This is a genomic window from Neptuniibacter sp. QD48_55, from assembly GCF_047778115.1.
GTDB lineage: Bacteria > Pseudomonadota > Gammaproteobacteria > Pseudomonadales > Balneatricaceae > Neptuniibacter.
On record NZ_CP180555.1, the window covers coordinates 684,084 to 709,959 of the forward strand.

The following is a 25,876-nucleotide window of genomic DNA, read 5'->3' on the forward strand; positions in this document are numbered from 1 at the left end:
GTTTTTTAGCCCGGGGCTTTTTCTTTGTTGCTTTGCTCTTCGGAAGGAATATCTATACTTCGGCTTTGTTGTTCTGCTTTTATAATGTAGGTGTTGATCATGCCGCGAACATGTTTGAACAGCCAGGAGTTGTCTTTTTTCCAATTGTCATTAGCCTGCGGTAGGCGGCTTTGGTGGAAATTGTTCATGCGGTTATGTCGCGCTAATCGCAATCTTCGTTCTGGCGTGTTTTCACTGTGATTTGTATTTGTCGATCTACGCGCAGAATGGTGTAGGTCGATTATGGTGGTTTTTATCTCGGGTAAGATTTCTAGCAGTCGAGGAGCGTTCTCTGTTTTAGAGTCTCGTGCGTCTAAGAGAACTAAACGAAGGTTTTGCTGTTCTTGGTGCTTTTGAACGTATTGTGCAGCCCATGTGGCACCTGTGCCGGCTCCTAAAACAAGGACTCTATCGACGCCTTTCTCTTTTTTGAGGTGTTCAAATGCAGTGTTGCCAAGACGGGTTACGATCTCTTGGTAATGCTCTTTCTTTTCTTCCGGTTCTTGCTCTGCCGCTGCAGGCGCGTTAGCGGCATTTTCCTGTTGGTTTGTTGCCGTGTCAGGAGGTGTTTCGGTGTTTTCTGTTATGGTTTCTTCTTGGGCTTCTGCAGGCTCTGTTGAGCTGTCTTGGGAGTTGTCTGAACTCTGAGTTGGTTTTATAGCCGACAAAACCGGTAGTGTACGTTTTGGCAGAGGGGTTTGAGCTGGTTGGGGTAAAAATACCGCTAATGTATACCAGCCATGATTAGCTAGGCCTGTGCGGATTTTGTTTAGATTATCTGGCCAGTCCATATGGGTGAGTTCATCCGGGAATATGATGACGCCACCCTGTGGTATTCCGCTGCCTTCAGTTAAATAGTAACCAAGTAATTGTTCCCCATCTTTTCCTGTATCGAGCTGCAGTACCTGGGTGCTGGGGTCAGGGTGTGATGAGAGTGCTTGGCGAAGATTCTTTTCTCTACTGGGTTCAGTTCTTTCGACAGAAGGTACTGATGGTTGCGCCGCACTGGCTGTTTTTTCAGTATCTGCGTTTGCTTCCTCATCGGCGGATATGGCGGTAGAGGAAATCAAACTAAGACTAAGGAGAAGAGAATATAATTTCATTTGAACGATTATGAGTAAGAAGCAGGCTGACAGCAAGATGTCTGCTCCGCTAAAATATGCCTAAATTATTTGTAACTGGAAAATATCCATGTCTGATTTCAAGATTGCACCATCGATTCTATCTGCCGACTTTGCGCGTTTAGGCGAAGAAGTTGAAAATGTTTTGGCAGCAGGCGCAGATTATGTGCACTTTGATGTGATGGATAATCACTATGTGCCAAATTTAACGATTGGCCCAATGGTGTGTAGTGCGCTGAGAAAACATGGTATTGAGGCACCAATTGATGTGCATCTGATGGTTAAGCCTGTTGATCGTATTATCGGCGATTTTATTGAGGCCGGTGCCAGCTACATTACTTTCCATCCAGAAGGTTCTGAACATATCGATCGTTCTTTGCAGATGATTAAAGACGGCGGTTGTAAATCCGGTTTGGTTTTCAATCCTGCAACACCATTAAGTCACTTGGAATATGTAATGGATAAAGTGGATATGGTGCTATTGATGTCTGTGAATCCAGGTTTTGGTGGTCAGAAATTCATTCCAGGTACTTTGGATAAACTGCGTCAGGCTCGCGAGATGATTAATCAGAGCGGGCGTGATATCCGCTTGGAGATCGATGGCGGTGTAGGTATTGGTAATATTCGTGAAATTGCAGAAGCGGGTGCTGATACGTTTGTGGCTGGTTCTGCTATCTTCAATACAGATGACTACGCTGCGACTATTGCTCAAATGAGAGCTGAATTGGCTAAAGCGAAGATTGCTTAATGCAAGAGCTGTTTGAAGGGCAAAACCCAAAACTCGTTCTGTTTGATCTAGATGGTACGCTAGTTCATAGCGTGCCTGATTTAGCTCAGGCAATTGATCGAATGCTTGTCGCCATAGAGAGAGTGCCTGCGGGTATCGACAAAGTTGGGCAGTGGGTAGGTAATGGTGCAGCAGTCTTAGTGCGTCGTTCCTTGGCTGGCGATATGGCGGGCGAAGGCGTGGACGAATCCCTATTTGATAAGGCTTATGAGCTTTTTCTTGCGTTTTATGCTGAATCTACTTCTGATCTGAGTGAGTTGTACCCAGGTGTGCTTGAGTGTCTAGAACGGATGCGTGAGCGCGGGGTTAAGCTCGGCGTAGTTACTAACAAGCCAATCTCGTTTACTCATAGTATGTTGGAAGGCTTTGGGATTAGTGATTTCTTTGAGGTGGTTTTGGGTGGAGACAGTCTGTCTGAGCGAAAGCCTCACCCAATGCCTTTGCAAGAAGCGATGAAACGTTGCGATGCCGAACCCCAAAATACCTTAATGGTAGGGGATTCAGTGAATGATGTAGCGGCGGCGCGAGCAGCTGGTTGTCCAGTGGTGTGCGTGCCATACGGATACAATCATGGTGAAGATATTGCTCTTTCAAATCCCGATAAAATTGTCGGGCGTTTAGATCATCTATTCTAAGAATCTTGAGCTTGCGAAATTTAATCTTCGTAAAAAACGATCTTTTATTTAAATAAAATCGATTTTTTATATTTCAGGGCTGAATTTACTCTTGTAGAAGCTCACAGGTCATTCCCCATTTATCAATGGCTTGTACCGCCAAGTCGCTTTTCTGACTTGGCTGATTCTTATCACAGCACTTGTATACCCCGCTTGTCGGGGTTTTTTTTGGTCTGTCTTTTTTCGTAGCGAAGGTTTATACCTTTTGTGGTTCTTCTATTTGATTGCATTTTGCGTTGTTCTTTGGGATTAAAAACAGCAAAAGTCCTCAATTAATGTATGAATAGTAGGCGGTGGTAGTTGATTCAAGTAGGGTGCTGCTATATCTTTTGGCTATTCATAAATTTAATTAAACCTGCCGTGATGCTATTTGCTACAGCGACCGTGAAAAATAATGCTGAAAAAGATCGTCTCCCGTACGCGGGTGAACGATGGCGATGGCGTGCCTGATTTTTTAATCAGCAGGCACTGTTAGGGTTGGTTTTTGGCGCATAGATAGATCTCGCTGCTTTTCCTTCTAATGCGTTAGTTCATAAAGTTGGTCCCTTCTTTTATTTAGTGTCTGCTCAGATCGCCCTTGTTATCGTTTTTGGCATTATGAGATAGAGACATGACTCCTGAATTATTTGCGGAACTAGCCGCGCAGAATTACAACCGCATTCCCGTTACACGTGAAGTTTTAGCCGATCTGGATACGCCTTTGTCTACCTACAAAAAACTGGCTAATACGGCGTATAGCTACCTTTTAGAATCTGTTGAAGGTGGTGAGAAATGGGGGCGTTACTCCATTATCGGTTTGCCTTGCCGGACGATTTTGAAAGTACATGGCGAAAAAATCTCAATTACAGAAGATGGTAAGGTTATAGAAGAGCTGAAGATGTCTGATCCTTTGGATTTTGTAGAGACATTTCAAGCACGCTACCGCGTACCGCAGTTAGAAGGGATGCCGCGTTTTAATGGCGGTCTGGTCGGATACTTTGGTTATGATTGCGTACGTTATGTTGAGAAGCGCTTAAAAGATAGCTGCCCTGAAGATCTGTTGGGTACACCTGATATTTTGTTGATGGTGTCTGATGAAGTTGTTGTGTTTGACAACCTAGCAGGCAAGTTGATCTTAATCTCACATGCAGATCCAGCTGAAGATCAAGCTTATGAAAAAGCGCAGGCGCGTCTTGATCAGTTGGTGGAGAAGCTTCATACAGCTACGCCTTATGAAGCAACTCCGGCAGAACAGCAACGTGAAGTATCGGAAACAGAATTTAAGTCGAGCTATGGTGAGCAGGCTTTTAAAGATTCTGTGGATAAAATCAAAGAATACGTGCTTGATGGCGATATCATGCAATGCGTTATTTCTCAGCGCATGTCGATTCCATTTAAAAGCAAGTCGCTAGATTTATACCGAGCGCTACGCTGCCTTAACCCTTCCCCTTACATGTATGTGCTCAATCTTGATGATTTTCATGTGGTTGGCTCCTCTCCTGAAATATTAGCGCGTGTAGAAGATAATCAGGTAAGTGTTCGTCCAATAGCCGGCACGCGTAAGCGTGGTCTGACGCCAGAAGAAGATCTAGCGATGGAGAAAGAGTTGCTGGCAGATCCGAAAGAGATCGCAGAGCACTTGATGCTGATTGATCTGGGTCGTAACGATGTTGGCCGTGTGGCTGAAGTTGGTGGGGTTGAGTTAACTGATAAGATGGTTATTGAGCGCTATTCCCATGTTATGCACATCGTTTCGAATGTGAACGGCAAGCTTAAGCCCGATGTTTCTGCGATGGATGTGCTGCGTGCAACTCTACCAGCAGGTACCTTAAGTGGAGCACCTAAAGTACGGGCGATGGAAATTATCGATGAAATGGAGCCAGTGAAGCGCGGCGTCTATGGTGGTGCGGTAGGTTATCTTTCTTGGAATGGTAATATGGACACAGCGATAGCAATTCGCACAGCTGTTATTAAAGATGAAGTGCTGCATATTCAAGCGGGTGCAGGTGTTGTAGCTGATTCTGTACCACGTTTGGAGTGGAAAGAAACCATGAATAAGGGCCGTGCAGTCTTCAGTGCGGTTGCTATGGTTGAGCGAGGCTTGGATAATCTATGATATTGCAAAATCAATCAGCTAATTTCATCTTATTAGGGGCTGAATAATGTTATTAATGATCGATAACTACGATTCGTTTACATACAACGTAGTTCAGTATCTGGGTGAGCTTGGCGCTGATGTGCGTGTTTATCGTAATGATGAAATTACGATTGAAGAGATCGAAGCGCTGAATCCGGATCATCTTGTCATCTCTCCAGGCCCATGCACCCCGAATGAAGCGGGTGTCTCTGTAGCCGCAATTGAACACTTTGCAGGTAAGTTGCCAATTCTCGGGATCTGTTTAGGTCATCAGAGTATTGGTCAGGCTTTTGGTGGCGATATAGTGCGAGCTAAGCAGGTGATGCACGGTAAAACTTCTCCTGTTCATCACATAGACGCCGGTGTATTTGAAGGGCTAGCACAACCTGTAGAAGTGACTCGCTACCACTCGCTTGTAATTGATCAAAATACGCTTCCGGATTGCTTGGAAGTGACCTCTTGGACTCAAGATGAGCAGGGTAATCTCGATGAGATTATGGGTGTTAGACATAAGACTCTAGATATTGAGGGAGTCCAGTTTCACCCTGAATCTATTTTGACGGAGCAAGGCCATGATTTATTGGCTAACTTCTTGAAACGCACTAAGCCTGCAGCTTGAAATTACTAAGGATAATCAATGGATATTAAACAAGCATTAGCTTTGGTTGTGGATCGTCAAGACCTTTGCCAAGAAGATATGCGTGCTGTGATGAATCAGATCATGACAGGACAAGCGACTGATGCACAGATCGGTGGTTTATTGATCGCTTTGCGTATGAAAGGCGAAACAGTAAATGAAATAACTGGCGCTGCTGATGCAATGCGATCACTAGCAACGCCTGTGGATATTAATGTGCCTAACGCCGTTGATATCGTTGGCACTGGTGGTGATGGCGCGAATCTGTTTAACGTTTCTAGTGCTTGTTCTTTTGTTGTCGCTGCCGCTGGTGGTCATGTTGCTAAACACGGTAATCGCTCTGTCTCTTCCAGCTCTGGTTCTGCTGACTTGTTAGAAACTGCGGGCATTAATTTAGAGCTTAACCCTGACGAGATTGCACAATGTATTGAGAAGATCGGTTTGGGCTTTATGTTTGCTCCTCAGCATCACAGTGCAATGAAGTATGCAATTGGTCCTCGTAAAGAGATGTCTCTAAGAACCTTATTCAATATCTTGGGGCCTTTGACTAACCCCGCAGGTGTTAAGCATTACTTGTTGGGTGTATTTGATAAAACACTTTGTCGCCCTCTGGCTGAGGCTTTGCAGGCATTAGGTGCAGTTCATGCGATGGTTGTACACGCGGCAGAAGGTTTGGATGAAATTAGTTTGGCTGGTGATACTTATGTGGCTGAACTAAAAGACGGTGAAGTGAGTGAGTATACTTTGACCGCTGAGGATGCTGGGCTTAGCAAGCAAACGCTAGAAGGTTTGCAGGTAAACAGCTCTGCTGAAAGTTTGGAGATGATTCAAGCGGCTTTTGCTGGTGAGCATGCTAAAGCGGTAGATATGATTGCTATCAATGCTGGCGCGGCTCTCTATGTTTCGGATCAGGCTGCAAGCCTTAAAGAGGGCGTGGCGTTGGCTAAAGAGACGATTTTGAGTGGTGCGGCTGCATCTAAAGTTAAAGAATTGGCTGACTTTAGTCAGACGTTTAAGGGTTAAGAGATGTCAGATACACCAACGATTTTAAAGAAAATTCTTGCCCGTAAAGCGCAAGAAGTTGCAGAGCGACAGCCAAAAGTTTCTATTGCTGATCTTAAAGCACGTATTGAAGATCAAAAGGGGAGTGATTTCGATCCACGTGGTTTTGTTGCAAATATGGAAAAAGCGATTGCTGAAGGGCGTTCTGCTGTGATTGCTGAAGCTAAGAAGCATAGTCCGTCTAAAGGATTGTTGAGAGATCCGTTTGTGCCAGCTGATATTGCTAAATCTTATGAGTTGGGTGGTGCAAGTTGTTTGTCGGTTTTGACGGATAAAGATTATTTCCACGGTAGCGAAGAGTATCTGATACAGGCACGTGCAGCCTGTTCTTTGCCGGTTATCCGTAAAGACTTTATTGTCGACCCATACCAAGTTTATGAAGCGCGTGCTATTGGCGCTGACTGCATTCTATTGATTGTATCCGCTTTAGAAGATCAGCAAATGGCTGATTTGAATGGTCTGGCGCTAGAGTTGGGAATGGATGTCTTAATTGAAGTTCATGGTGCTGATGAATTAGAGCGTTCTCTTCCGCTAAATAATAAGTTGGTTGGTATTAATAACCGAAATCTGCATACCTTTGAGGTGACGTTAAATAATACCTATGATTTGCTGAGCTCTATTTCAGAAGATCGAATTGTCGTTACTGAAAGTGGTATCCATAGTCGCGAAGATGTTCAGGCAATGCGCGAACATAACGTTCATAGCTTCTTAGTAGGTGAGGCGTTTATGCGTGCGGAAAATCCAGGCCAGAAATTAAAAGAATTGTTTGAGTAAGGTTGTAGCTTTATGAGTATGAGTGCCAAGGTTAAATGGGATGGTGATGTGCGTTTTCAAGGCACAACCGGTTCTGGCTTTGATCTAATGATCGATGGCGAGCTGAAGCAGGGGCCGCGCCCTATGGAGCTTATGCTTCTGGGTCTAGGTGGCTGTACTAGCTACGATGTTGTGGGTATTTTGAAAAAGACGCGTCAAGATGTCGTTGATTGTGTCGCAGAAATTGAGTCTGAGCGTGCTGACGAAGTTCCAGCAGTCTTTACTAAGATTCATATAAAATTTGTAGTCAGTGGCCGTGGCCTGAGCGAGAAAAAAGTTGAGCGTGCTGTAAAGTTGTCGGCTGAACAATACTGCTCTGCATCGTTGATGCTTGAACGAGGTGGTGTTGAAATCACCCACAGCTATGAGATTGTTGAAGTAGAATAATCTCATTTTTGAGTGATTTTCCTGATAAAGGGCTGCTTTTTAGTGGCCCTTTTTTATTTTTTACTGGAGTCTCACTATTTATCCGCTATATTAGTTGCAATGTTATTTAGTTAGTTGCTTGTTTTTTAAGGTTATTGTGCCCCTTTTCGATGGATGTAGGGTTTGATTTTTATCTCCTAAAAGGGCTTGTATAGGTAAGATCTAGGGGATTTGGTGGGGCGATGCGCTTATCGATATCTAAAACGCTGGCTATAGGTATAGTGACGCTGCAGATCGTAACGGTCTGTGTGATTTTGGCCTCGTCCTACATCACCACTGAGCAGGTCCTAATAGGTCATGCTCAAAAATTAATGCGTAACCTATCGCGCGAAGTTATCCAGCATTCTGAAGAATTTCTTTCGCCTGCTCGTTCCGCTGTTAGTTTGACTCAGAGCTTGGCTCGGAACGAAGTAGTAAGCGAAGAGCGCCCCGATGAGATGGAGCAGTATTTCTTCGAACAGCTTATGTTGTTCCCTCATATTGCAGGTATCTATTACGGTAACCTCGATGGGGATTTCTATTTTGTACGTAGAAGCTCCGAAATAAGCCCATACCAAATTAAGCGTATCAATGAAGAGGCTGGGGAAAGAACAGTCGTTAATCGTTGGTTTGGTCAAGATCAAGAGCTGGTGAAAACAGCTGAAGATCCATTTGATTCTTATGATCCAAGAACGCGACCGTGGTTTACGAAAGCCTTAGGCGAAAGGCAGCAAACTTGGACGGACCCCTATCTGTTTTTTACCTCCCAAACACCGGGAATTACCGTAGCTAGTCCAGTATTCACTAAGAATAGCGAGCTCATCGGCGTTGTCGGAGTAGATATCGACCTATCAGCTTTATCAGATTTTTTGGGCTACCTCGAATTAAGTGAGCATGCTTCCGCGTTGATTATGAATAATAACGGCGATGTGATTGCGCACCGTAACCTTCAGGGTACTTATGCTCAGAATGAAGAGGTTAAACGTCTGTTGAAGGTTGGTGAGCTGAGTAATAAGGCAACTCGCGCAGCGGTTGATTCACTCGAACGTGCTCCGGGTTGGTATGTATTGAATACAGCAGTAAATACTAGCTATACGCACGAAGGGAAAAAATACCACGCGGTATTTACACCGTTTTCAGATAACTGGCCTTGGCTATTAGGTCTATATGTACCTGAAGATGACTTTCTCACAGAAATTAAAGCAAATCAGAAATTTAACTTTATTGTCGCTGGAGGGATAACTCTAGTAAGTTTGATTGTTGGTATCTGGTTTGCGCGTTCATTGTCGCGTCCGATTGTTAGATTACAGCAGAGTGTTGAGTCGGTTAAAAAGGGGCAGCTGGAGGTGAATATCGATGCAGGCGCCAGTATATTTCATGATATCTCTGACACGACTCATGCTTTTAAAGGTTTGGTTAGTTTCCTAAAAGACAATCAGCAAAAAAGTGAAGCTTTGAGAAAACGTCTGACTCAACAGGCACACTTTATGGAGGCGGTATTGGCCAATATTGATAGTGGTGTTGTGGTTTGTGATGTTGAGGGGCGTTTTGTTTATTCAAACCGTGTGGTAAATCAGCTTAGGGGCTTGGCCGAAGGTGCTCATCTTGAGCGCTTTGAAGATGCTCCCTTTAAGCTATTTGCGGCGGATGGTGTAACTCAGCTGGATAAATCGCAATGGCCAATATTTAGGGCGTTAAACGGTGAGCATATCTCAAATCTAGAGATCGTTATTGTTTCAAATACGAGCGAGCCTAAACGTGTTTATGTTAGTGGTCAGCCGCTATTCGATACCTCCGGTGAGAAACTGGGCGCATATGTGTCGATGCATCAAGTGAGTTGATGTTTCTAAATACCTCTCTTACTAGTCTTTTCCTTGCATAGCTCTTGTTAGGTGCGTAGAATTACGCGTCCTTTGGAGAACTATTTCCAATCTCCTTGCTGCCTACCACATGGTGTGGTCAGGGGGCTATTAACCCGAAAGGAGCTAAAATGCGTCATTATGAAATCGTATTTCTGGTTCACCCGAACCAGAGTGAGCAGGTTTCTGCGATGGTTGAGCGTTACACCTCTCTAATTGAAGGTGCAGAAGGCACAATTCATCGTCTAGAAGACTGGGGTCGCCGTCAGTTGGCTTACCCAATCAACAATGCTCATAAAGCACACTATGTCCTGATGAACATCGAATGTGGTCAGGAAACTCTAGACGAGCTGGAAAACCTATTCCGTTACAACGATGCTGTTCTGCGTAACATGGTTATCCGTCGTAAAGAAGCGATCACTGAGATCTCTCCAATCAAAGCTGCTGAATCTCGCGAAGAGCGTAAGCCTCGCCGTGAAGAAAAGCCTGCTGAAAAGCCAGCTGAAGAAGCAGCACCTGCTGCGGAAGCTTCTGAAGAAGCTGCTGAGTAATTTAATTTCTGAGGAGAGATACAATGGCTCGTTTTTTCCGCCGTCGTAAGTTCTGCCGTTTTACGGCTGAAGGTGTTCAAGAGATCGATTACAAAGATCTGGACACGCTAAAAGGTTACATCACCGAAACTGGCAAAATCGTACCTAGCCGTATTACAGGTACTAAAGCGCGTTACCAGCGTCAGCTGGCTACTGCTATCAAGCGTGCTCGTTTCGTAGCGCTACTACCTTACACTGATAGCCATCAGTAATTAGGTAGGAGAGTCGCTATGCGTGCCTTGGCCGAATTGGTCATGAAAGGCCGTAAACAAGCGGCTTTTGTGGCGGTTATCGCCGCCTTGCTGCCATTACTATATTGGGTAAGTGCAGCTGCTGTAGCTTTGGTTACTTTACGTAAAGGCCGAAGTGAAGGCACCGGATTACTGGTTTGGGCTTTGTTGCCTGCTGGGGTCTGGGCATACAGTGTGTCTGATCCGACACCACTGGCTGTAATTGTAGGAACTTATATCCTTGCAATTACTTTGAGAGAGACAGTTTCTTGGGCAAAAGTGCTGATGATTGCACTTCCTGTAGGAGCTATAGCGAGCGTAGGCATGGATATAATGCTTAGCAGCTATCTCGATGAAGTAATTAAACGGTTAGATGAGTTTTTAGTGCAGTCAGCTAGTCAAGCTAACCAAGAGGTTAAGCTTGATCCTGAGCAGCTAAGGCAGCTCATGTTGGGCGGATTAACATCAGTGCATACGGTAATGATGCTTGTCAGTGTAATGCTGGCGCGCTCTTGGCAAGCTGGGTTATACAACCCAAGCGGTTTTCAGCGAGAGTTTCATGTGTTGAGACTACCTCAGCTGTACACAGGAGTGTTAATTGCGGCATCGTTAGTTTGCTACCAGTTAGATCTGGAGTCGTTGCGCTGGTTACCACTGTTGCTGCTACCTTGGATCATTGCGGGTATCGCATTGGTGCATGGCAGTTTGGCTAAACGTGATTTAGGAAGGTCTTGGTTGGTTGTCTTTTATGTTGCAGCCTTCTTTATGGGACCGTATGTGATTACGCTGCTGGTATTTGCAGCTGCTATTGATAGTTTTGTCGATATCAGGGCGCGAATTCCAGTTAAGAATTAGGACTGCAATTCTTTGCAGAACAAAAGAGGTTTACGAGATGGAAGTTATTCTGCTCGAGAAAATTGGTAAGCTAGGTAACCTCGGTGACAAAGTTTCCGTAAAAAGCGGTTTCGGTCGTAACTACCTAGTACCGCAGGGCAAAGCTGTTCCTGCAACTGAAGCTAACGTTGCTAAGTTTGAAGAGCGTCGTGCTGAGCTAGAAGCTGCAGCTGCTGAAAAACTAGCTGCTGCTACTACACGTGCTGAAGCACTGAACGAGAAAGAAGTTACTATCACTGCTAAGTGTGGTGACGAAGGTAAACTGTTCGGTTCTATCGGTACTCGTGATATCGCTGACGCTGTAACTGCTGCTGGTGCAGAAGTTGATAAGAGCGAAGTTCGTCTACCTGAAGGTGCTCTGCGCGCTATCGGTGAATTCGACATCGCTATTCAACTACACCCAGAAGTTACTGCTACAGTTAAGCTAGCTGTTGTAGGCGAGTAATCGTCTTTAGCTAAGCCGTACTGTACTGTACTATAAAGCACTGCGTGGATTTTCCATGCGGTGCTTTTTTGTTTTTTAGGCTGTTGTAAATGATGGAAAAAAGTGAACTAACGGATGAAGATCTAGCAAGGATCAAAGTGCCTCCCCATTCGATGGAAGCAGAACAATCAGTACTGGGTGGTTTGATGCTGGATAACAATGCTTGGGATACCGTATCTGAGGTGGTCTTAGATGATAACTTCTATCGTCAGGAACATCGAAAAATCTATCGTACGATGCGTAAGCTTGTTAACGATGGTAATCCGATTGATGTTGTTACTTTATCTGAAGAGTTGGATCGTACCGGCGATCTAGAAGGTGCGGGCGGGCTGGATTATTTGATCGAGCTTGCTAAGAACACGCCAAGTGCGTCTAATATCCGTGCTTATTCTGAAATTGTTCGCGACCGTTCTCTCTTGCGTCAAATGATCTCGGCAGCCAATGAAATTGCTGATGACGCATTTAATCCGGATGGTAAAACGTCCGAAGAGATACTGAACTCCGCGGAGCAAAAGATCTTCCAAATTGCGGAAGATCGCCCTAATCAAGGTGGCCCTGAAGGCGTTAATGAACTGCTGAAAAAAGCAGTAGATCGAATTGATACCCTATTTAACAGTGATGGGGATATGACCGGTGTAACTACCGGATTTGATGATCTTGATGCCAAAACGGCAGGCCTTCAGCCTTCCGACCTAATTATTGTTGCTGCGCGTCCATCGATGGGTAAAACCACGTTTGCCATGAACCTAGTGGAAAATGCCTTAATGGCGAGTAATAAGCCGGTTTTGGTATTTAGTTTGGAGATGCCTGCAGAACAGTTGATGACGCGTATGTTGTCTTCTTTAGGGCGTATCGATCAGACGCGTGTACGTACGGGTGCATTAGAAGAAGAGGATTGGCCCAAGCTTACAACAGCTGTCAATATGATGCGTGATAAGCCGTTGTTTATCGATGATCAGGCGGGTATCAGTCCTAATGAATTGCGTACCCGAGCACGACGTATCGTACGCGAGCACGGTCCATTATCGTTGATCATGATCGACTATCTGCAGCTAATGCAGATGAAGACCCCAGGTATTGAGAGTCGTACCCAAGAAATTTCTGAAATATCTCGTTCTTTGAAGGCGATTGCGAAAGAGCTTGAATGTCCAGTTGTTGCTTTGTCTCAGCTTAACCGTACGCTTGAGCAGCGTCCTAATAAGCGTCCTGTAAACTCAGATTTGCGTGAATCGGGTGCGATTGAGCAGGATGCTGACGTGATTATGTTTATCTATCGTGATGAAGTATATAACGAAGATTCAGAGCACAAGGGTGTGGCTGAAATCATCATAGGTAAGCAGCGTAATGGCCCAATCGGTACGAGTCGTCTAGCCTTTATTGGTAAGTATACTAAGTTTGAAAACCTTGCTCCTGATGTCTATGCGCAATATGCAGGCATGGACGATTAAAGGTATTGGGGGTTGATATAGTGCCTAGAATTGTTACTCTGATTTTTAGTTAAATATCAGATGCTTAATCTAACCCTGTTGTTCGAGGTGTGGATTAAGTAGGAAAGTTTGATAGTTTTACGTCATTAAAGGGCTAAAGATAGGGTTCTGCAGCGCACTGGCTTAGTGCTTTTTATGCCCGGATATAGTGCTTTTTTGTTTGCGCAGCGGCTCAAAAAAATTAATAAATTCATATGTAAAAAAATACCCACTTTATTCATGAATATTGGGGGTTAGGAAGGCGAGTTTCCATGGACAGTGTGAATAAAAACATAGAAAATTGGGTTGTTTTCATGCCCTTACGTTAGGGCGGTTATAAAGTAGTGAAAACGCATTTCTATCCATTCTTGGTAATGGGATTAACCGGAAAAAGACACGTATGAAATTGTTTGCGGTATTGTTATTACCCTTATTGGGCAGCCTTGTGCCATTGTATGCTGCTCGTTTTAGTCGAACCGTCTGTACTATTTTAACTGCGATTGCACCTGCGGTTGCTTTAGGAATAGTTCTATCAATCAGTCCACAGTTACTTCAAGGCGAGGTGTTTGCTCACGCCGTTGATTGGGTGCCTGCAGCTGGTTTGGAACTATCTGTCAGACTCGATGGTTTAAGCTTCCTTTTCTTATTGTTGATATTGGGCATCGGTCTTTTGATCATTTTGTATGCTCGGTATTACTTATCCCAGAAAGACTCTATAGGTAAATTCTTTGCCTATTTGATGCTGTTCATGACCGCTATGGTGGGGATCGTTGCTTCGGGCAACTTGATTCAAATGTGGTTCTTCTGGGAATTAACTAGTATTAGTTCCTTCCTGCTTATTAGCTTCTGGTCAGATAAAACAGAAGCACGTAAAGGCGCGCGTATGGCGCTTACTGTAACGGGTGCGGGTGGTTTAGCACTGTTAGCAGGCGTGATTCTAATTGGCCAAGTAGTTGGCAGTTATGATCTTCAAGCAGTGCTCGATAGTGGTGACTTAATTCGAGAATCTGCTCAGTATCCATTTATCTTGGTGTTAGTGCTTTTGGGGGCTTTTACAAAATCTGCTCAGTTCCCATTCCACTTCTGGCTCCCAAATGCGATGGCAGCTCCGACGCCTGTAAGTGCATATCTTCACTCAGCGACGATGGTAAAAGCGGGTATCTTCCTGATGGCGCGTTTCTACCCAGTACTATCTGGAACAGATATGTGGTTCTTGATTGTGAGTATCACAGGTCTATGTACGCTGTTAGTCGGTGCCTATATCGCGCTCTTTAAGCATGATTTAAAAGGCCTTCTTGCTTATTCAACAATTAGTCATCTTGGCTTGATTACGCTGTTGTTAGGTATGGATACACGAATGGCTGCAGTCGCTGCAATCTTCCATATCATTAACCATGCGACCTTTAAAGCATCGCTCTTTATGGCGGCGGGTATTATCGATCACGAGGCTGGCTCACGTGATATGCGTCAGCTAAATGGCCTGTGGAAATATATGCCGTATACCGCGACCTTAGCGATTATCGCTGCGGCTTCTATGGCGGGTGTACCGTTGCTAAATGGTTTCCTATCTAAAGAGATGTTCTTCACGGAAGCATTGGATCAAGCAACCTTAGGTTCCCTCTCTTGGGTGATACCTGTGTTGGCGACAGTAGGTGCGGCTTTCTCGGTAGCGTATTCATTGCGTTTCATCCACGATGTCTTCTTTAATGGTGAACCGGTCAATTTGCCGAAAACACCGCATGAACCGCCTCGCTATATGAAGGTGCCAGTAGAAATCTTGGTTGCTATTTGTATTGTAGTGGGTTTGGTTCCAGGCATTGTTGTTATTGATCTACTGAATGCAGCTTCAATCGCTACCCTGCAAGGTCCAATGCCTGAATTTAGCTTAGCGATTTGGCACGGTTTTAACGTACCGTTGCTGATGAGTGTGCTGGCCATGCTCGGTGGCTTTATCATCTACTACAATCGTAAAAAGCTCTTCCAATTCCAAGGCCAATTCCCAGAGCCGGATTCTAAGTTGGTTTTTGAGGGCTGGGTGCAAAGACTAGTTAACTCAACTCGCGCAGTTAATGAGTGGATTGAAAACGGTTCGCTTCAACGTTATTTATCCATCTTCTTGTTTATGATCTTCGCGGTTTCAGTTATGCCTCTGGTTTATTTACAAGAAACGGCAGGTAATAGATCACAAATCCCGCTTGATTACGCATCAGGTATGGCTGCTTTACTGTTGATCCTTGCTGCGATAGCGACCATGGTTTGGCATAGAAAACGTCTGACTTCTCTACTAATGCTTTCTGTCGTTGGTCTAATAGTGTCTGTAGCCTTTACTCGTTTCTCTGCGCCAGACTTGGCTCTGACTCAGTTAGCTGTAGAAGTAGTAACTGTTATTCTGTTGATGCTTGCATTGTTCTTCTTGCCTAAGAATACGCCGAAAGAATCGTCTCCTCGACGTTTGGTTCGTGACCTCAGTATCTCAGCTTTGATCGGTGGCATCATTGGCACAGTGAACTACGCAATGATGACGCGCCCGCTTGAATCTATCTCTGATTTCTTTGTTGCGAACAGTAAAACGGGTGGTGGCGGAACCAACGTGGTCAACGTGATTCTGGTGGATTTCCGTGGTTTTGATACTTTTGGTGAAATTACGGTACTGGGCATTGCCGCGTTGGGTATCTATAAACTGATTGTTCGTATGCGTCTTTATATGCCTTCTGGCGATGAACATGGACGTCACTGGAGCACCGATTCCCATCCAATGGTTCTGTCGACGATTTCTCAGATGCTATTGCCTTTGGCATTACTGGTATCAGTATACATCTTCTTGCGCGGCCATAATGAACCGGGCGGTGGTTTCATTGCAGGCCTTATTACGGCTGTTGCAATAATCCAGCAATACATTGCGAATGGTGTTGAATGGATGAAAGAGAATATCCGTCTGAAATATCAAGCGTTGATAGGTTCTGGTCTGTTGATTGCATTTATGACCGGGGTCGGTAGTTTCATATTCGATCGTCCATTCCTAACTTCATGGTTTGATTACTTCAAATGGCCTTGGGTCGGCAAATTTGAGCTGGCGAGTGCCATGTTGTTTGACTTGGGTGTTTATCTCACTGTTGTTGGTGCAACCATGATGATTTTGGCAAACCTAGGTAAATTGACAACTTCAGAACGAGTAGACGCTCGTGAGTTGGAGAATCTGTAATGGAATTAATGTATGCGCTCTGCGTGGGTGTGTTAACGACCTGCGGTATTTTTCTGACTCTTCGAGGTCGTACGTTCCCTGTAGTTATGGGACTGACAATGCTGTCCTATGCTGTAAACCTTTTCCTATTCTCCAGCGGTCGACTGGTTGTTAATGGGGCTGCTATTTTAGGCTCGTCTGAACAATATGCCGATCCTCTGCCTCAAGCATTGGTTCTGACTGCCATCGTGATTGGCTTTGCGATGACGGCGTACGCGGTCATCTTAGCGATGAGGGCTCGTGCGGATTTGGGTAATGACCATGTTGATGGGCGTGAAAAAGCTTTGGATATTGAGAAGAAGGATAAGTCGAAATGATGCAGCATCTTCCGATTTTACCTGTTTTACTGCCAATGCTAACGGCGGTGCTTATGATGTTGCCGCCTTTCTCTACGACGCTAAACCGTCAGAGGTTCATCACTTTTGTTGGTGCAGCAGTTACTTTAATTGTCGCAATTCAATTGCTGATTACGGCGGGTAGCGGTGAAATTACCATTTATCAGTTAGGTAACTGGCAAGCGCCATTCGGTATTGTTCTTGTTGCTGATCGCTTATCTAGTTTGATGATCTTGCTGACCATGGTTCTGGCCTTTGGTGCTTTGCTCTATGGTGCCGCAGGGGATGATCGAGCAGGTATGTTCTTCTATCCGCTGTTTATGTTCCAGTTGATGGGGATTAACGGCGCATTCCTTACAGGGGATATTTTTAACCTGTTCGTATTCTTCGAGGTGTTATTGCTTGCTTCTTATGCGTTGGTTGTACACGGCGGTGGTAAGCAGAAGACGTTGGCAAGCGTACATTATGTAACGCTTAACCTCGTGGGTTCAGCACTATTCCTCTTCGCTTTGGGGATTATGTACGGAGTGTTGGGAACTCTAAATATTGCCGATATGGCAGTTAAAATTCGTACCTTGTCTGGCGAGGATAAATTGCTCGCACAAATCGGCGGTATGATGCTTTTACTTGTATTTGGTTTGAAGTCTGCGATGTTCCCGCTGCACTTTTGGCTATCGAGAACCTACTCGAGTGTTAGCGCACCTGTAGCCGCGTTATTCGCGATTATGACTAAGGTAGGTATATATAGTATTTTGCGTATCTTTACCGTTGTTTTTGGCGACTATGCTGGCGAGTTAGCTAACCTTGCTGGTCCTTGGTTATGGCCGATCGCGGTGCTGACACTCGTTATGGGTGCTATAGGCGCTCTAGCAAGTCAGACATTGCGTATGTTGGTTTCTAATCTAGTGATTGTTTCTGTCGGTACGCTACTGTGTGCTTTGGCAATCAATACACCTGAATCTGCATCCGCGGCACTTTATTATCTGATCCATTCAACGCTTATTACTGGCGCGATGTTCCTCCTTGCTGATGCTATTGCTGAACAGAGGGGTAAAGTATCAGATCGTTTTGCTCGTTCTCGTAGAATGTGTCAGTCGCTTCCGCTTGGAATTGCGTTTGCGCTAGCTGCTATATCAATGATTGGTTTACCGCCTTTCTCGGGCTTCTTGGGGAAAGTGATGATACTGCAAACGGCTGTGGAACCTGCAGAGATGGCTTGGGCGTGGTCTGCTATTTTGCTTGCTAGCTTAATGGGTGTTGTGGCGATGTCTCGAGGCGGTTCAACTTTGTTTTGGCGAGTTAGCGGTGATGCAAACCACTGTGAAAAATTACCAAAAGTTAAGTTTGTTGCGGTCTTCTTCCTGCTTGTAATGTCGCCGCTATTGGTGATCTTCGGTGGTCCCGTGACTGAGTTTACGCAGGAAACCGCGAACCAAATTTATCAGCAAGCAGAGAATCCATATATGCTGCTGCCAGCGTCAAATGAGAATGGAGGTTAAGGTATGCGTATGATCTTTCCAATGCCTTGGCAAAGCTTAATTTTATTTGTCGTTTGGCTATTGCTAAATGAATCGATAGCACCGGGTCATCTGGTACTTGCTTCTATCTTAGCGATTGGTATTCCTTTGCTGTTAAGAGGAACTCAACTCCACCGGTTAAATATCAACAAGCCGGTTCAAGTAGTCTTATATGCTTTGAAAGTGTTAGGAGACATTGTCTCTGCAAACTTTGAAGTAGCTGTGCAGGTACTTGGTCCTGCCAAGAGTTTGAAGCCTGGTTTTCTAGCGATTCCTTTGGATATAGAAGGTGACTTTCCTATCACTGTATTGGCCAGTACGATCTCTTTAACGCCAGGAACAGTAAGCGCTGAAGTTTCCATAGACCAAAAATGGTTATATGTGCATGCGCTTAACCTTGTGGATGAGGCGGGAACTATAAAAGAGATTAAAGAGCGCTACGAGCAGCCATTGAAGGAGATTTTCGGATGTTAATGTTCTGTCTTATTGCTGCTACAGCCATGGTTGTGATTGCGATGACGCTCAACCTTGTAACCTTGTTTAATGGTCCGGATCAGCCAGATCGCATTTTGGCGTTGGATACTATGTATATTAATAGTATTGCTTTGATCCTTTTGTTTGGCTTGATTATGGGCACATCGCTCTATTTTGAAGCTGCTCTTTTGATTGCAATGTTAGGTTTCGTAAGTACAGCGGCATTGTGTAAATATCTGTTACGTGGCGACATCATTGAGTAGGAATTAAGCATGGGTTTTTATATTGAGCTAATTGGCTCGGCATTGCTGCTAATGGGTGGAGCTTTTGTTCTGTTAGGCTCGATCGGTTTAATGAAAATGCCTGATTTTTATATGCGTTTGCATACACCGACGAAAGCTACAACATTAGGCATGGGGGCTATTCTGATTGCTTCGATGTTGATCACTTCGTACCGTAATGGTGGAGTGAGTGCTCATGAGCTTTTGATTACGATCTTCCTTTTCATTACAGCGCCTGTAAGTGCAATGATGTTGGCGAAAACAGCATTACACCTGCAAGTAAAAATTAATAAAGGCAGCGTAAATCAAGAGTTAGCTGAGCCGGCGAAACATCGAGAGCCGCCAGGGCAAAGCGAAAAGCCTGAAGGCTAAATGATTATGAGAAAGGGGCATTGAGTGCCCCTTTTTTTGTAGGAATTTTTGCTTAAGCGTCTTTAATAACCTTGTTAATAAAAGCTTCTGGCACCGCAGTAACACTACGTTTCTCGTAGTCAAAGAAAACGACGCCAGTTTTCGCGTGTGCCACTTCAACAGCGGTTTTCTTGTTGGTTATCAGATAGAAAAAGTCGAATCCATACTTGTTAATATCGGCTAAGGCGATATCGATTTGCAGTTGGTCACCGTGGAATCCTTCTGCTTTGTAGACGATGGCCGAGTCAGTCATGATAAGGCCAAGCCCTTCAATATCTAACTCGCCATAATGATAATGGCTGAGGAAACGAATGCGCGCTTCATGCACGATAGAGAGCATGGCATCGTTACTTAGATGGCCACCGTAATTAATATCACTGATTCGCACAGGTAATTCTGTGGAAAAAATATAGTTGTCAGGCATATCTAGCTTAATGCGGGCCATATCTAATCCTTAAGGTTTGTAAACTGAGACAGCATCTACCATTCCAGAGGTGAGCTTTTCTAATTCATCGTTTGTCATGATGTAAGGTGGCATCACGTACACTAGTTTGCCGAAGGGTCTTATCCACAAACCGCGCTCTATAAATAGCTTTTGAATCTCGGCAGTATTAACAGCTTCTTTCATCTCGATGACGCCAATAGCGCCTAAGCTACGTACCTCATGTACATTATCTAATTCCGCTGCTGGTGCTAAGCCTGCTTCTAATCCGGCTTCGATTCGAGTGACATTTGTCTGCCAATCGTTTTTAACCAATAGCTCCAAGCTTTTATTGGCAATAGCGCATGCTAGAGGATTGCCCATAAATGTAGGGCCGTGCATAAAGCAGCCAGCACCACCTGCGGAGATGGTTTCGCCGATATGTGTTGTCGTAAGTGTGGCGGCTAATGACATGTATCCGCCGGTAATCGCCTTACCTAGACAAAGAATATCAGGCTCGATGCCTGCATGTTCGCAAGCGAACAGCTTACCGCTTCGACCAAAACCAGTCGCAATTTCGTCGGCTATGAGTAATACATCAAATTCAGTGCACAGTGCGCGTGCTTCTTTTAAATACTGCGGTGAGTAAAAGCGCATACCGCCTGCGCCCTGAACAATGGGCTCTAAAATCAGTGCTGCTATTTCTGAATGATGTTGTTCAAGTAATTGGCGTAAAGGAGCGATATCGCTTTCATCCCAGCTCTGATCAAATTTTGTTTGAGGAGCTGGCGCAAAGAAGTGCTGTGGTAGTACACCCGTAAAAATTTCATGCATACCCGTGACTGGATCACATACGGCCATCGCACCAAAGGTATCACCGTGATAGCCATTTTTGATGGTAAGTAGCTTATGTTTTTCTGGCTTACCGCGGGCGTGTTGATATTGAATGGCCATTTTAAGAGCTACTTCAACGGCAACAGAGCCTGAGTCTGCGATAAACACTTTGTCGAGATTAGCAGGAGTCATCTCTACCAGCTTTTGGCATAGATTGATTGCAGGCTCATGCGTAAGGCCGCCAAACATGACATGCGCTACTTTATCGATCTGTTCATGTGCTGCTTGGTTTAATTCTGGATTGTTATAGCCGTGAATAACTGACCACCACGATGCCATACCATCGATAAGTTCTTTGCCGTTACTTAGCTTTAATTTAACGCCACTAGCCGATTCGACAGGGTAAACCGCGGGAGGGTTGATCATGGATGAGTAGGGGTGCCAAATATGTTGCTGGTCAAAAGAAACCTGCTCAGAAGTGATCATGCTTAGGAGTGCCCTTAATCGAAATTTTTTAATTAGGAGTATTAGAGCCTGCTTAAAATTTTTGATCAAGACAAGTTCTTATTTTATCTCTGAGCGATTGTTATGTAAGAAGGCTCTAAAATATAATTTTTTTGTAACATGTTAATAAATAAGCGAAAAAACTAATAAAAAATGAGTGATTATGAAAAAAAATTCACTTAATTTAGAACTTGGTGAAACTTTATTCACAAGCTGTAGTCACAAACGCAAGAGCTCGTGACAGGCTCTGAGTTTTACAACTAACGCAAGATAATAAATTTATTCAATTTTGGGGTGAATTAAGAATGGCTAATAACAATACATCTGTAAAACCTATGGTTGCCGCTGTTGGTGCAGCATTTATGACTGGTATGGTTGCGGCGCCTGTTGCGACAGCTGCAGAAAACCCATTTGCTACAACTGACTTGTCTTCTGGTTATAGCCAGCAAGTTGCTATGAACGAAGGCAAATGTGGTGAAGGTAAGTGTGGTGGTGATAAAGCATCTAAGTCTGAAGGCAAATGCGGTGAAGGCAAGTGTGGCGGTGATAAAGCGTCCAAGTCTGAAGGCAAATGTGGCGAAGGTAAGTGTGGTGGTGATAAAGCTGCTAAGTCTGAAGGCAAGTGCGGTGAAGGTAAATGTGGCGGTGATAAAGCATCTAAGTCTGAAGGCAAATGTGGTGAAGGCAAGTGCGGTGGTGACAAAGCTGCTAAGTCTGAAGGCAAGTGTGGCGAAGGTAAATGTGGCGGTTCTAAATAAGCCCAATTACGCTTTGTAATACTTAATAGAGACCCTGAGCCCTCAGGGTCTTTTGACTTAAAGGCTAGGTGTTTCATGAATAAAGACCGCTATCCCGTTACAGGGGCAGGCTTCGGCTTTCGCCGTTGTATGTCCGAGACATTAAAAGAGATTGATCCAAATGGATTTGATTTTCTAGAGATCGCGCCGGAAAACTGGATGGGGCTTGGTGGGCGTTTCGGTAAAGCGTTTAAACAATATACTGAAAAACACCCTTTTATGGCTCATGGTCTATCTCTATCTATCGGTAGCCCTTCTCCTTTAGATATGGATTTTTTGACTCGCCTTAAAGCCTTTCTGAAAGAACACAATATTCGCGGGTACTCTGAGCATCTGAGCTACTGTTCTGATGATGGTCATCTTTATGATTTGATGCCGATCCCTTTTACTGCTGAAGCGGTGAAATACGTAGCAGAGCGGATTCGTCAGGTTCAAGATGTACTTGAGCAAAGAATTGCGATGGAAAACGTCTCGTACTATGCAGCGCCTGGTGCTGAGATGACCGAGCAAGAATTCTTGTTAGCTGTCTTGGAAGAAGCGGACTGCGATCTGTTGCTCGATGTTAATAACATCTATGTAAACAGTATCAACCATGGCTATGATGCTAAGGCGTTCTTGAGGGCAATGCCTGCAGAGCGGATTATGTATCTTCATATCGCAGGTCATTACAACGAGGCTGAAGACCTTATCGTTGATACGCATGGAGCGCCTGTTGTTGATCCAGTTTGGTCTTTGTTGGAATCCACATATGACCAATTTGGTTTAGTGCCGACGTTATTAGAGCGTGACTTTAATATTCCGCCGCTGTCTGAGCTATTATTGGAGGTGGATCAGGTTCGTTCCTATCAAAATCAATGGAAGATGCGCCATGCACAAACCGTTGCCTGAGATGCCTAAGTTCCAGCAGCTACAATACGAGTTTGCTGCACATATTCGGAATCCCGATGAGAATGATGGTCCTGATGGTATCGAAGACCGTCGCATGGGTATTTACCGAGACCTCTTCTTCAATAATGTTGAAGGGTTTTTGTCTGGCAATTTCCCGGTTTTAAAACAGATCAGTTCGAAAGAGTATTGGATTAAGTTGGCGCGCGGTTTTTTTGATAAACATCGTTGTCATACGCCTTATTTCCTTGAAATTGGTCAGGAGTTTATTGCTTACGTTCAAAATGAACGAGAACCGCAAGCAGATGATCCTGCGTTTCTTTTAGAGCTTATTCATTATGAATGGGTTGAACTCGCATTAGATGCGTCAGAGATAGAGCTACCTTTGCAACATGTTGATGTTAATGGCGATCTGTTAACACAACATCCCGTGCAATCGCCTTTGGCTTGGCTTCTCTCTTATCAGTATCCGGTACATTGTGTACGTCCAGATTATCAGCCGACAGAACCATCAGACACACCAACTTTCTTGATTGCTTACCGTAATCGCGAAGATGAAGTGCAGTTTATGGAAGTTAATTCAGTGACTGGACGGTTGTTGTACCTGTTATCTGAAGATGAATCACTCACAGGTGAGCAGGCGTTACAGCAAATCGCGAGTGAGATGCAGCATCCTGATCCATCCCAAGTGGTTTCAGGCGGTTTAAGTACATTGGAGCATCTGCGTTCTAAGGGCATAGTGTTAGGTACAAGAGTTTAGTTACCACTCATTGGATAACGGGTGAAGTTATGTCGAATCCTATGGTTAGTTTTGTTAGTCGATTACAAGATATCTTAGATAATACGAAGTGTGCAGATGGTCTAGCGCCTTTGTTGTTGAGATTGTATCTCGCGCCTGTGTTTTTGCAGGCGGGCTGGAATAAATATATTGGTTTCGAGAACACCGTTGAGTGGTTTGGAAACAAAGAGTGGGGTCTAGGCTTACCGTTCCCTGAACTCCTGGCTGCAATGGCTACCGGTACCGAATTAATTGGCGGTATGTTGCTGCTTATTGGTTTTGCTGTTCGCTGGATTAGCATTCCGTTAATGGTAACTATGCTAGTGGCTGCATTTGCCGTGCATTGGGAAAACGGTTGGTTAGCTATCTCTGATGGTGGTAGTTGGTTGGCCAATGACAGAGTCATGGAGGCCCAAGAGCGTCTGGCTGCGGCAAAGAGTTTGCTGCAGGAACATGGGCACTACGATTGGTTAACGGGGCGTGGATCTGTTGTTATTTTAAATAACGGGATAGAGTTTGCTATCACCTATTTCGTGATGTTGTTCAGTTTGTTCTTTACTGGTGCTGGGCGATTCGTGAGTGTGGATTATTGGATCCGTCGCTGCTGTATACAAGATTAGAATTTAGATATAAAAAAGGCCTCGATTTAGAGGCCTTTTTTATTGGGGATAAATATCGATTAACGCGGTTGCGTCGGATTAACGATCAGAGATACAAATGCGTCGTTATACCAATGAGATGCACTAATGAGATCGGTAAAAGATTCAGACTCAAAAACGCGCTCTAAATAACATTCAAACAGTGCGCTGGATTCTTCGATCATTTGTTCAGCTTGTGCAAAAGTAAAGTTCATATACACCTCAATAGTTAACCTGACTCCTTCAGACTTCTATCCCAAATAAAAACCCGAGAATTTTAATCAGGTTTTATACTTTAGTCAAAGCTTTGTTTAAATATTGATCAGGTGCTTGGTTATAAGCTGTTATTAGTTTGGTTGTCGGATGAAGGTGTTTTCGACCCTACCGAATCTTTTATCTCATCTAGCATATCGTTTAGCAAAGGGGCGCATTTATTGCCCGCGTCTAAAGCATTGTCGATAACCTGGCCGACTGTGGGAGATTCCTTCTGATTCAGTGCTTGTTGATCATCCATGCATTGCATGTAGTTCTTTAGATAGATAGAACTAGTCTTTCCCGTGCTTTCCAGTTGCTCGATACTCTCGGGCAATGCGAGTAACCAATCAGGAATCTTTTCTAAATGCTCATTTGCTTGTGCTGATGCCGATAAAGTCACTAGTGCAGTGCAGATCAATGCGCGTAAATACAGCATATAAGCCTCCAAAAGCTATAGGTGTATATTGAATAGTTTAGCCTGAAGAAGAGCTGAATCAGTATCGCTATCGTTGAGGCGGATGCTATTCGACCGTGATTGAATCAACCGTTATTTCTTGATCTGTGATTCTAAAGCGAACGTTTAGATCGTGTAACTTTATTCCGTAATTTTTTTCGGCATCGTTCTTTTTATAAGCCGGACGCGGATCACATTGCAGAAGTTCGCTAAGTTGCTGTTTTAACGGTTGTTGTAACCGGATTTCACTAGCTGAAATTTCTTGTTGGGCTTGTTCCGAGAATATAACCGGTTGAGATAGAAGGGTAATTTGATCTGCCATTGGGTATTCAGCATCAGAGATAATGTCTGAGTATGGCAGGTATGGCTTTATATCGATCACAGGGGTGCCGTCTAATAGGTCTGCACCACTAATCACTAGTTCAATACTGTTAGATGTTTTTTCGATGCTAACTAAGCGTACAGGGGACAACCCGATAGGATTGGGGCGAAAAGGAGAGCGTGTAGCGAATACCCCAAGTCTTTTATTGCCGCCTAAGCGAGGAGGACGGACTGTAGGTTTCCAGCCTTTATCAATGCACTCACTAAATAGGAAAACGAGCCAGATATGGCTGCAGTTTTCCAAGCCCCTAACAATCTCATCACTTGAAAACTCTTCTAAGATCTCAACACGAGCTGTTACGCTTTTCGCTAAATTGGGCTGCCTAGGGATGCCAAATTTTTCTTTATAAGGGCTTCGAATGACGGCGATTGGAGCTATGGAGTAAGTACTTGGCATAAGTGATGTCGCAAATTAGTTGTCACTAGTCTTGAACTCAGGTTTGTACTCTTTATTTTCCTTTAATGCCACTACTCTTATTTTTTATTCTTTCGT

General features: G+C 44.3%; 29 protein-coding genes. 23 read left to right on the forward strand and 6 right to left on the reverse strand.

Annotated elements, in window-relative coordinates:
* Positions 1-5 precede the first annotated feature (5 nt).
* Positions 6-1,142, reverse strand: coding sequence for a DUF3530 family protein (locus ACMXYW_RS02960; protein WP_415905172.1), 1,137 nt, complete (start codon positions 1,140-1,142; stop codon positions 6-8).
* Between the two features lie 88 nt (positions 1,143-1,230).
* On the opposite strand from ACMXYW_RS02960, the gene rpe reads away from it, so the two are divergent.
* From rpe to ACMXYW_RS03055, 19 genes are all read left to right on the forward strand, one after another.
* On the forward strand, positions 1,231-1,908 hold the full coding sequence (gene rpe / locus ACMXYW_RS02965) for a ribulose-phosphate 3-epimerase (RefSeq protein WP_415883506.1): 678 nt from the start codon (positions 1,231-1,233) through the stop codon (positions 1,906-1,908).
* A complete protein-coding gene (locus tag ACMXYW_RS02970; RefSeq protein WP_415897538.1) occupies positions 1,908-2,582 on the forward strand; it encodes a phosphoglycolate phosphatase in 675 nt (224 codons plus the stop codon). Before rpe ends, ACMXYW_RS02970 begins: the two co-directional genes overlap by 1 nt.
* Positions 2,583-3,231: 649 nt before the next feature.
* On the forward strand, positions 3,232-4,716 hold the full coding sequence (gene trpE, locus ACMXYW_RS02975; RefSeq protein WP_415905173.1) for an anthranilate synthase component I: 1,485 nt from the start codon (positions 3,232-3,234) through the stop codon (positions 4,714-4,716).
* Positions 4,717-4,762: 46 nt separating this feature from the next.
* Entirely contained in the window at positions 4,763-5,356 is a 594-nt protein-coding gene (locus tag ACMXYW_RS02980; protein WP_415883519.1) for an aminodeoxychorismate/anthranilate synthase component II, read from the forward strand.
* 18 nt (positions 5,357-5,374) lie between these two features.
* Positions 5,375-6,397, forward strand: a complete 1,023-nt coding sequence (gene trpD, locus ACMXYW_RS02985; RefSeq protein WP_415905174.1) for an anthranilate phosphoribosyltransferase — start codon at positions 5,375-5,377, stop codon at positions 6,395-6,397.
* Between the two features lie 3 nt (positions 6,398-6,400).
* A complete protein-coding gene (trpC, locus tag ACMXYW_RS02990; RefSeq protein ID WP_415905175.1) occupies positions 6,401-7,210 on the forward strand; it encodes an indole-3-glycerol phosphate synthase TrpC in 810 nt (269 codons plus the stop codon).
* An 18-nt stretch (positions 7,211-7,228) separates the two neighbouring features.
* The gene (locus ACMXYW_RS02995; protein ID WP_415888066.1) at positions 7,229-7,636 is read left to right on the forward strand and encodes an OsmC family protein; all 408 of its coding nucleotides are present in this window, start codon (positions 7,229-7,231) and stop codon (positions 7,634-7,636) included.
* A gap of 221 nt (positions 7,637-7,857) precedes the next feature.
* Positions 7,858-9,495 carry a cache domain-containing protein gene (locus tag ACMXYW_RS03000; protein ID WP_415905176.1) on the forward strand — a complete coding sequence of 546 codons (1,638 nt, stop codon included), beginning with the start codon at positions 7,858-7,860 and terminating at the stop codon, positions 9,493-9,495.
* A 149-nt stretch (positions 9,496-9,644) separates the two neighbouring features.
* The gene (gene rpsF, locus ACMXYW_RS03005) at positions 9,645-10,064 is read left to right on the forward strand and encodes a 30S ribosomal protein S6 (RefSeq protein WP_415883523.1); all 420 of its coding nucleotides are present in this window, start codon (positions 9,645-9,647) and stop codon (positions 10,062-10,064) included.
* Between the two features lie 23 nt (positions 10,065-10,087).
* The gene (gene rpsR / locus ACMXYW_RS03010) at positions 10,088-10,315 is read left to right on the forward strand and encodes a 30S ribosomal protein S18 (RefSeq protein ID WP_007020960.1); all 228 of its coding nucleotides are present in this window, start codon (positions 10,088-10,090) and stop codon (positions 10,313-10,315) included.
* Between the two features lie 18 nt (positions 10,316-10,333).
* Positions 10,334-11,188 (forward strand): hypothetical protein, encoded by an 855-nt coding sequence (locus ACMXYW_RS03015; protein ID WP_415905177.1) that lies wholly within the window; start codon positions 10,334-10,336, stop codon positions 11,186-11,188.
* A 37-nt stretch (positions 11,189-11,225) separates the two neighbouring features.
* Positions 11,226-11,672, forward strand: a complete 447-nt coding sequence (rplI, locus tag ACMXYW_RS03020) for a 50S ribosomal protein L9 (protein WP_415905178.1) — start codon at positions 11,226-11,228, stop codon at positions 11,670-11,672.
* A gap of 92 nt (positions 11,673-11,764) precedes the next feature.
* Complete coding sequence (gene dnaB, locus ACMXYW_RS03025; RefSeq protein ID WP_415888067.1) at positions 11,765-13,159, forward strand: replicative DNA helicase; 1,395 nt, start codon at positions 11,765-11,767, stop codon at positions 13,157-13,159.
* Between the two features lie 418 nt (positions 13,160-13,577).
* A complete protein-coding gene (locus ACMXYW_RS03030; RefSeq protein WP_415905179.1) occupies positions 13,578-16,379 on the forward strand; it encodes a monovalent cation/H+ antiporter subunit A in 2,802 nt (933 codons plus the stop codon).
* Positions 16,379-16,735, forward strand: a complete 357-nt coding sequence (locus tag ACMXYW_RS03035) for a Na+/H+ antiporter subunit C (protein ID WP_415883527.1) — start codon at positions 16,379-16,381, stop codon at positions 16,733-16,735. The genes ACMXYW_RS03030 and ACMXYW_RS03035 overlap by 1 nt, the downstream gene beginning before the upstream one ends.
* Positions 16,735-18,252, forward strand: a complete 1,518-nt coding sequence (locus ACMXYW_RS03040; protein ID WP_415901095.1) for a monovalent cation/H+ antiporter subunit D — start codon at positions 16,735-16,737, stop codon at positions 18,250-18,252. The genes ACMXYW_RS03035 and ACMXYW_RS03040 overlap by 1 nt, the downstream gene beginning before the upstream one ends.
* Before the next feature lie 3 nt (positions 18,253-18,255).
* The gene (locus ACMXYW_RS03045) at positions 18,256-18,744 is read left to right on the forward strand and encodes a Na+/H+ antiporter subunit E (RefSeq protein ID WP_415905180.1); all 489 of its coding nucleotides are present in this window, start codon (positions 18,256-18,258) and stop codon (positions 18,742-18,744) included.
* On the forward strand, positions 18,738-19,007 hold the full coding sequence (locus ACMXYW_RS03050) for a K+/H+ antiporter subunit F (protein WP_415883529.1): 270 nt from the start codon (positions 18,738-18,740) through the stop codon (positions 19,005-19,007). Before ACMXYW_RS03045 ends, ACMXYW_RS03050 begins: the two co-directional genes overlap by 7 nt.
* A gap of 9 nt (positions 19,008-19,016) precedes the next feature.
* Positions 19,017-19,397, forward strand: a complete 381-nt coding sequence (locus tag ACMXYW_RS03055) for a Na+/H+ antiporter subunit G (RefSeq protein ID WP_415905181.1) — start codon at positions 19,017-19,019, stop codon at positions 19,395-19,397.
* Positions 19,398-19,449: 52 nt separating this feature from the next.
* Here the strand turns inward: ACMXYW_RS03055 and ACMXYW_RS03060 are convergent, their stop codons facing one another.
* Both ACMXYW_RS03060 and bioA read right to left on the reverse strand, forming a co-directional pair.
* A complete protein-coding gene (locus ACMXYW_RS03060; protein WP_415887012.1) occupies positions 19,450-19,881 on the reverse strand; it encodes an acyl-CoA thioesterase in 432 nt (143 codons plus the stop codon).
* A gap of 9 nt (positions 19,882-19,890) precedes the next feature.
* Positions 19,891-21,177, reverse strand: a complete 1,287-nt coding sequence (bioA, locus tag ACMXYW_RS03065) for an adenosylmethionine--8-amino-7-oxononanoate transaminase (RefSeq protein WP_415905182.1) — start codon at positions 21,175-21,177, stop codon at positions 19,891-19,893.
* 323 nt (positions 21,178-21,500) lie between these two features.
* On the opposite strand from bioA, the gene ACMXYW_RS03070 reads away from it, so the two are divergent.
* The 4 genes from ACMXYW_RS03070 to ACMXYW_RS03085 all read left to right on the forward strand — a co-directional run bounded on the left by ACMXYW_RS03070 (position 21,501) and on the right by ACMXYW_RS03085 (position 24,275).
* Positions 21,501-21,953 (forward strand): hypothetical protein, encoded by a 453-nt coding sequence (locus ACMXYW_RS03070; protein WP_415905183.1) that lies wholly within the window; start codon positions 21,501-21,503, stop codon positions 21,951-21,953.
* Between the two features lie 75 nt (positions 21,954-22,028).
* The gene (locus tag ACMXYW_RS03075; protein WP_415905184.1) at positions 22,029-22,880 is read left to right on the forward strand and encodes a DUF692 domain-containing protein; all 852 of its coding nucleotides are present in this window, start codon (positions 22,029-22,031) and stop codon (positions 22,878-22,880) included.
* Positions 22,861-23,637 carry a DUF2063 domain-containing protein gene (locus ACMXYW_RS03080; RefSeq protein WP_415905185.1) on the forward strand — a complete coding sequence of 259 codons (777 nt, stop codon included), beginning with the start codon at positions 22,861-22,863 and terminating at the stop codon, positions 23,635-23,637. Before ACMXYW_RS03075 ends, ACMXYW_RS03080 begins: the two co-directional genes overlap by 20 nt.
* Before the next feature lie 41 nt (positions 23,638-23,678).
* Positions 23,679-24,275: a DoxX family protein gene (locus tag ACMXYW_RS03085; protein ID WP_415905868.1), complete on the forward strand. Its 597-nt coding sequence runs from the start codon at positions 23,679-23,681 to the stop codon at positions 24,273-24,275.
* A gap of 59 nt (positions 24,276-24,334) precedes the next feature.
* Here the strand turns inward: ACMXYW_RS03085 and ACMXYW_RS03090 are convergent, their stop codons facing one another.
* The 3 genes from ACMXYW_RS03090 to tsaA form a co-directional block, all read right to left on the reverse strand.
* Entirely contained in the window at positions 24,335-24,508 is a 174-nt protein-coding gene (locus ACMXYW_RS03090; protein ID WP_415883536.1) for a hypothetical protein, read from the reverse strand.
* Positions 24,509-24,627: 119 nt separating this feature from the next.
* Positions 24,628-24,984: a hypothetical protein gene (locus tag ACMXYW_RS03095; RefSeq protein WP_415905186.1), complete on the reverse strand. Its 357-nt coding sequence runs from the start codon at positions 24,982-24,984 to the stop codon at positions 24,628-24,630.
* Between the two features lie 85 nt (positions 24,985-25,069).
* Entirely contained in the window at positions 25,070-25,780 is a 711-nt protein-coding gene (tsaA, locus tag ACMXYW_RS03100) for a tRNA (N6-threonylcarbamoyladenosine(37)-N6)-methyltransferase TrmO (protein ID WP_415905187.1), read from the reverse strand.
* Positions 25,781-25,876: the final 96 nt, after the last annotated feature.

Bases quoted from the DNA above. Each gene is read 5' to 3' on its own strand.
- ACMXYW_RS02960 (WP_415905172.1), bottom strand. From the start codon at position 1,142: ATGAAATTATATTCTCTTCTCCTTAGTCTTAGTTTGATTTCCTCTACC.
- rpe (WP_415883506.1), top strand. From the start codon at position 1,231: ATGTCTGATTTCAAGATTGCACCATCGATTCTATCTGCCGACTTTGCG.
- ACMXYW_RS02970 (WP_415897538.1), top strand. From the start codon at position 1,908: ATGCAAGAGCTGTTTGAAGGGCAAAACCCAAAACTCGTTCTGTTTGAT.
- trpE (WP_415905173.1), top strand. From the start codon at position 3,232: ATGACTCCTGAATTATTTGCGGAACTAGCCGCGCAGAATTACAACCGC.
- ACMXYW_RS02980 (WP_415883519.1), top strand. From the start codon at position 4,763: ATGTTATTAATGATCGATAACTACGATTCGTTTACATACAACGTAGTT.
- trpD (WP_415905174.1), top strand. From the start codon at position 5,375: ATGGATATTAAACAAGCATTAGCTTTGGTTGTGGATCGTCAAGACCTT.
- trpC (WP_415905175.1), top strand. From the start codon at position 6,401: ATGTCAGATACACCAACGATTTTAAAGAAAATTCTTGCCCGTAAAGCG.
- ACMXYW_RS02995 (WP_415888066.1), top strand. From the start codon at position 7,229: ATGAGTGCCAAGGTTAAATGGGATGGTGATGTGCGTTTTCAAGGCACA.
- ACMXYW_RS03000 (WP_415905176.1), top strand. From the start codon at position 7,858: ATGCGCTTATCGATATCTAAAACGCTGGCTATAGGTATAGTGACGCTG.
- rpsF (WP_415883523.1), top strand. From the start codon at position 9,645: ATGCGTCATTATGAAATCGTATTTCTGGTTCACCCGAACCAGAGTGAG.
- rpsR (WP_007020960.1), top strand. From the start codon at position 10,088: ATGGCTCGTTTTTTCCGCCGTCGTAAGTTCTGCCGTTTTACGGCTGAA.
- ACMXYW_RS03015 (WP_415905177.1), top strand. From the start codon at position 10,334: ATGCGTGCCTTGGCCGAATTGGTCATGAAAGGCCGTAAACAAGCGGCT.
- rplI (WP_415905178.1), top strand. From the start codon at position 11,226: ATGGAAGTTATTCTGCTCGAGAAAATTGGTAAGCTAGGTAACCTCGGT.
- dnaB (WP_415888067.1), top strand. From the start codon at position 11,765: ATGGAAAAAAGTGAACTAACGGATGAAGATCTAGCAAGGATCAAAGTG.
- ACMXYW_RS03030 (WP_415905179.1), top strand. From the start codon at position 13,578: ATGAAATTGTTTGCGGTATTGTTATTACCCTTATTGGGCAGCCTTGTG.
- ACMXYW_RS03035 (WP_415883527.1), top strand. From the start codon at position 16,379: ATGGAATTAATGTATGCGCTCTGCGTGGGTGTGTTAACGACCTGCGGT.
- ACMXYW_RS03040 (WP_415901095.1), top strand. From the start codon at position 16,735: ATGCAGCATCTTCCGATTTTACCTGTTTTACTGCCAATGCTAACGGCG.
- ACMXYW_RS03045 (WP_415905180.1), top strand. From the start codon at position 18,256: ATGCGTATGATCTTTCCAATGCCTTGGCAAAGCTTAATTTTATTTGTC.
- ACMXYW_RS03050 (WP_415883529.1), top strand. From the start codon at position 18,738: ATGTTAATGTTCTGTCTTATTGCTGCTACAGCCATGGTTGTGATTGCG.
- ACMXYW_RS03055 (WP_415905181.1), top strand. From the start codon at position 19,017: ATGGGTTTTTATATTGAGCTAATTGGCTCGGCATTGCTGCTAATGGGT.
- ACMXYW_RS03060 (WP_415887012.1), bottom strand. From the start codon at position 19,881: ATGGCCCGCATTAAGCTAGATATGCCTGACAACTATATTTTTTCCACA.
- bioA (WP_415905182.1), bottom strand. From the start codon at position 21,177: ATGATCACTTCTGAGCAGGTTTCTTTTGACCAGCAACATATTTGGCAC.
- ACMXYW_RS03070 (WP_415905183.1), top strand. From the start codon at position 21,501: ATGGCTAATAACAATACATCTGTAAAACCTATGGTTGCCGCTGTTGGT.
- ACMXYW_RS03075 (WP_415905184.1), top strand. From the start codon at position 22,029: ATGAATAAAGACCGCTATCCCGTTACAGGGGCAGGCTTCGGCTTTCGC.
- ACMXYW_RS03080 (WP_415905185.1), top strand. From the start codon at position 22,861: ATGCACAAACCGTTGCCTGAGATGCCTAAGTTCCAGCAGCTACAATAC.
- ACMXYW_RS03085 (WP_415905868.1), top strand. From the start codon at position 23,679: ATGGTTAGTTTTGTTAGTCGATTACAAGATATCTTAGATAATACGAAG.
- ACMXYW_RS03090 (WP_415883536.1), bottom strand. From the start codon at position 24,508: ATGAACTTTACTTTTGCACAAGCTGAACAAATGATCGAAGAATCCAGC.
- ACMXYW_RS03095 (WP_415905186.1), bottom strand. From the start codon at position 24,984: ATGCTGTATTTACGCGCATTGATCTGCACTGCACTAGTGACTTTATCG.
- tsaA (WP_415905187.1), bottom strand. From the start codon at position 25,780: ATGCCAAGTACTTACTCCATAGCTCCAATCGCCGTCATTCGAAGCCCT.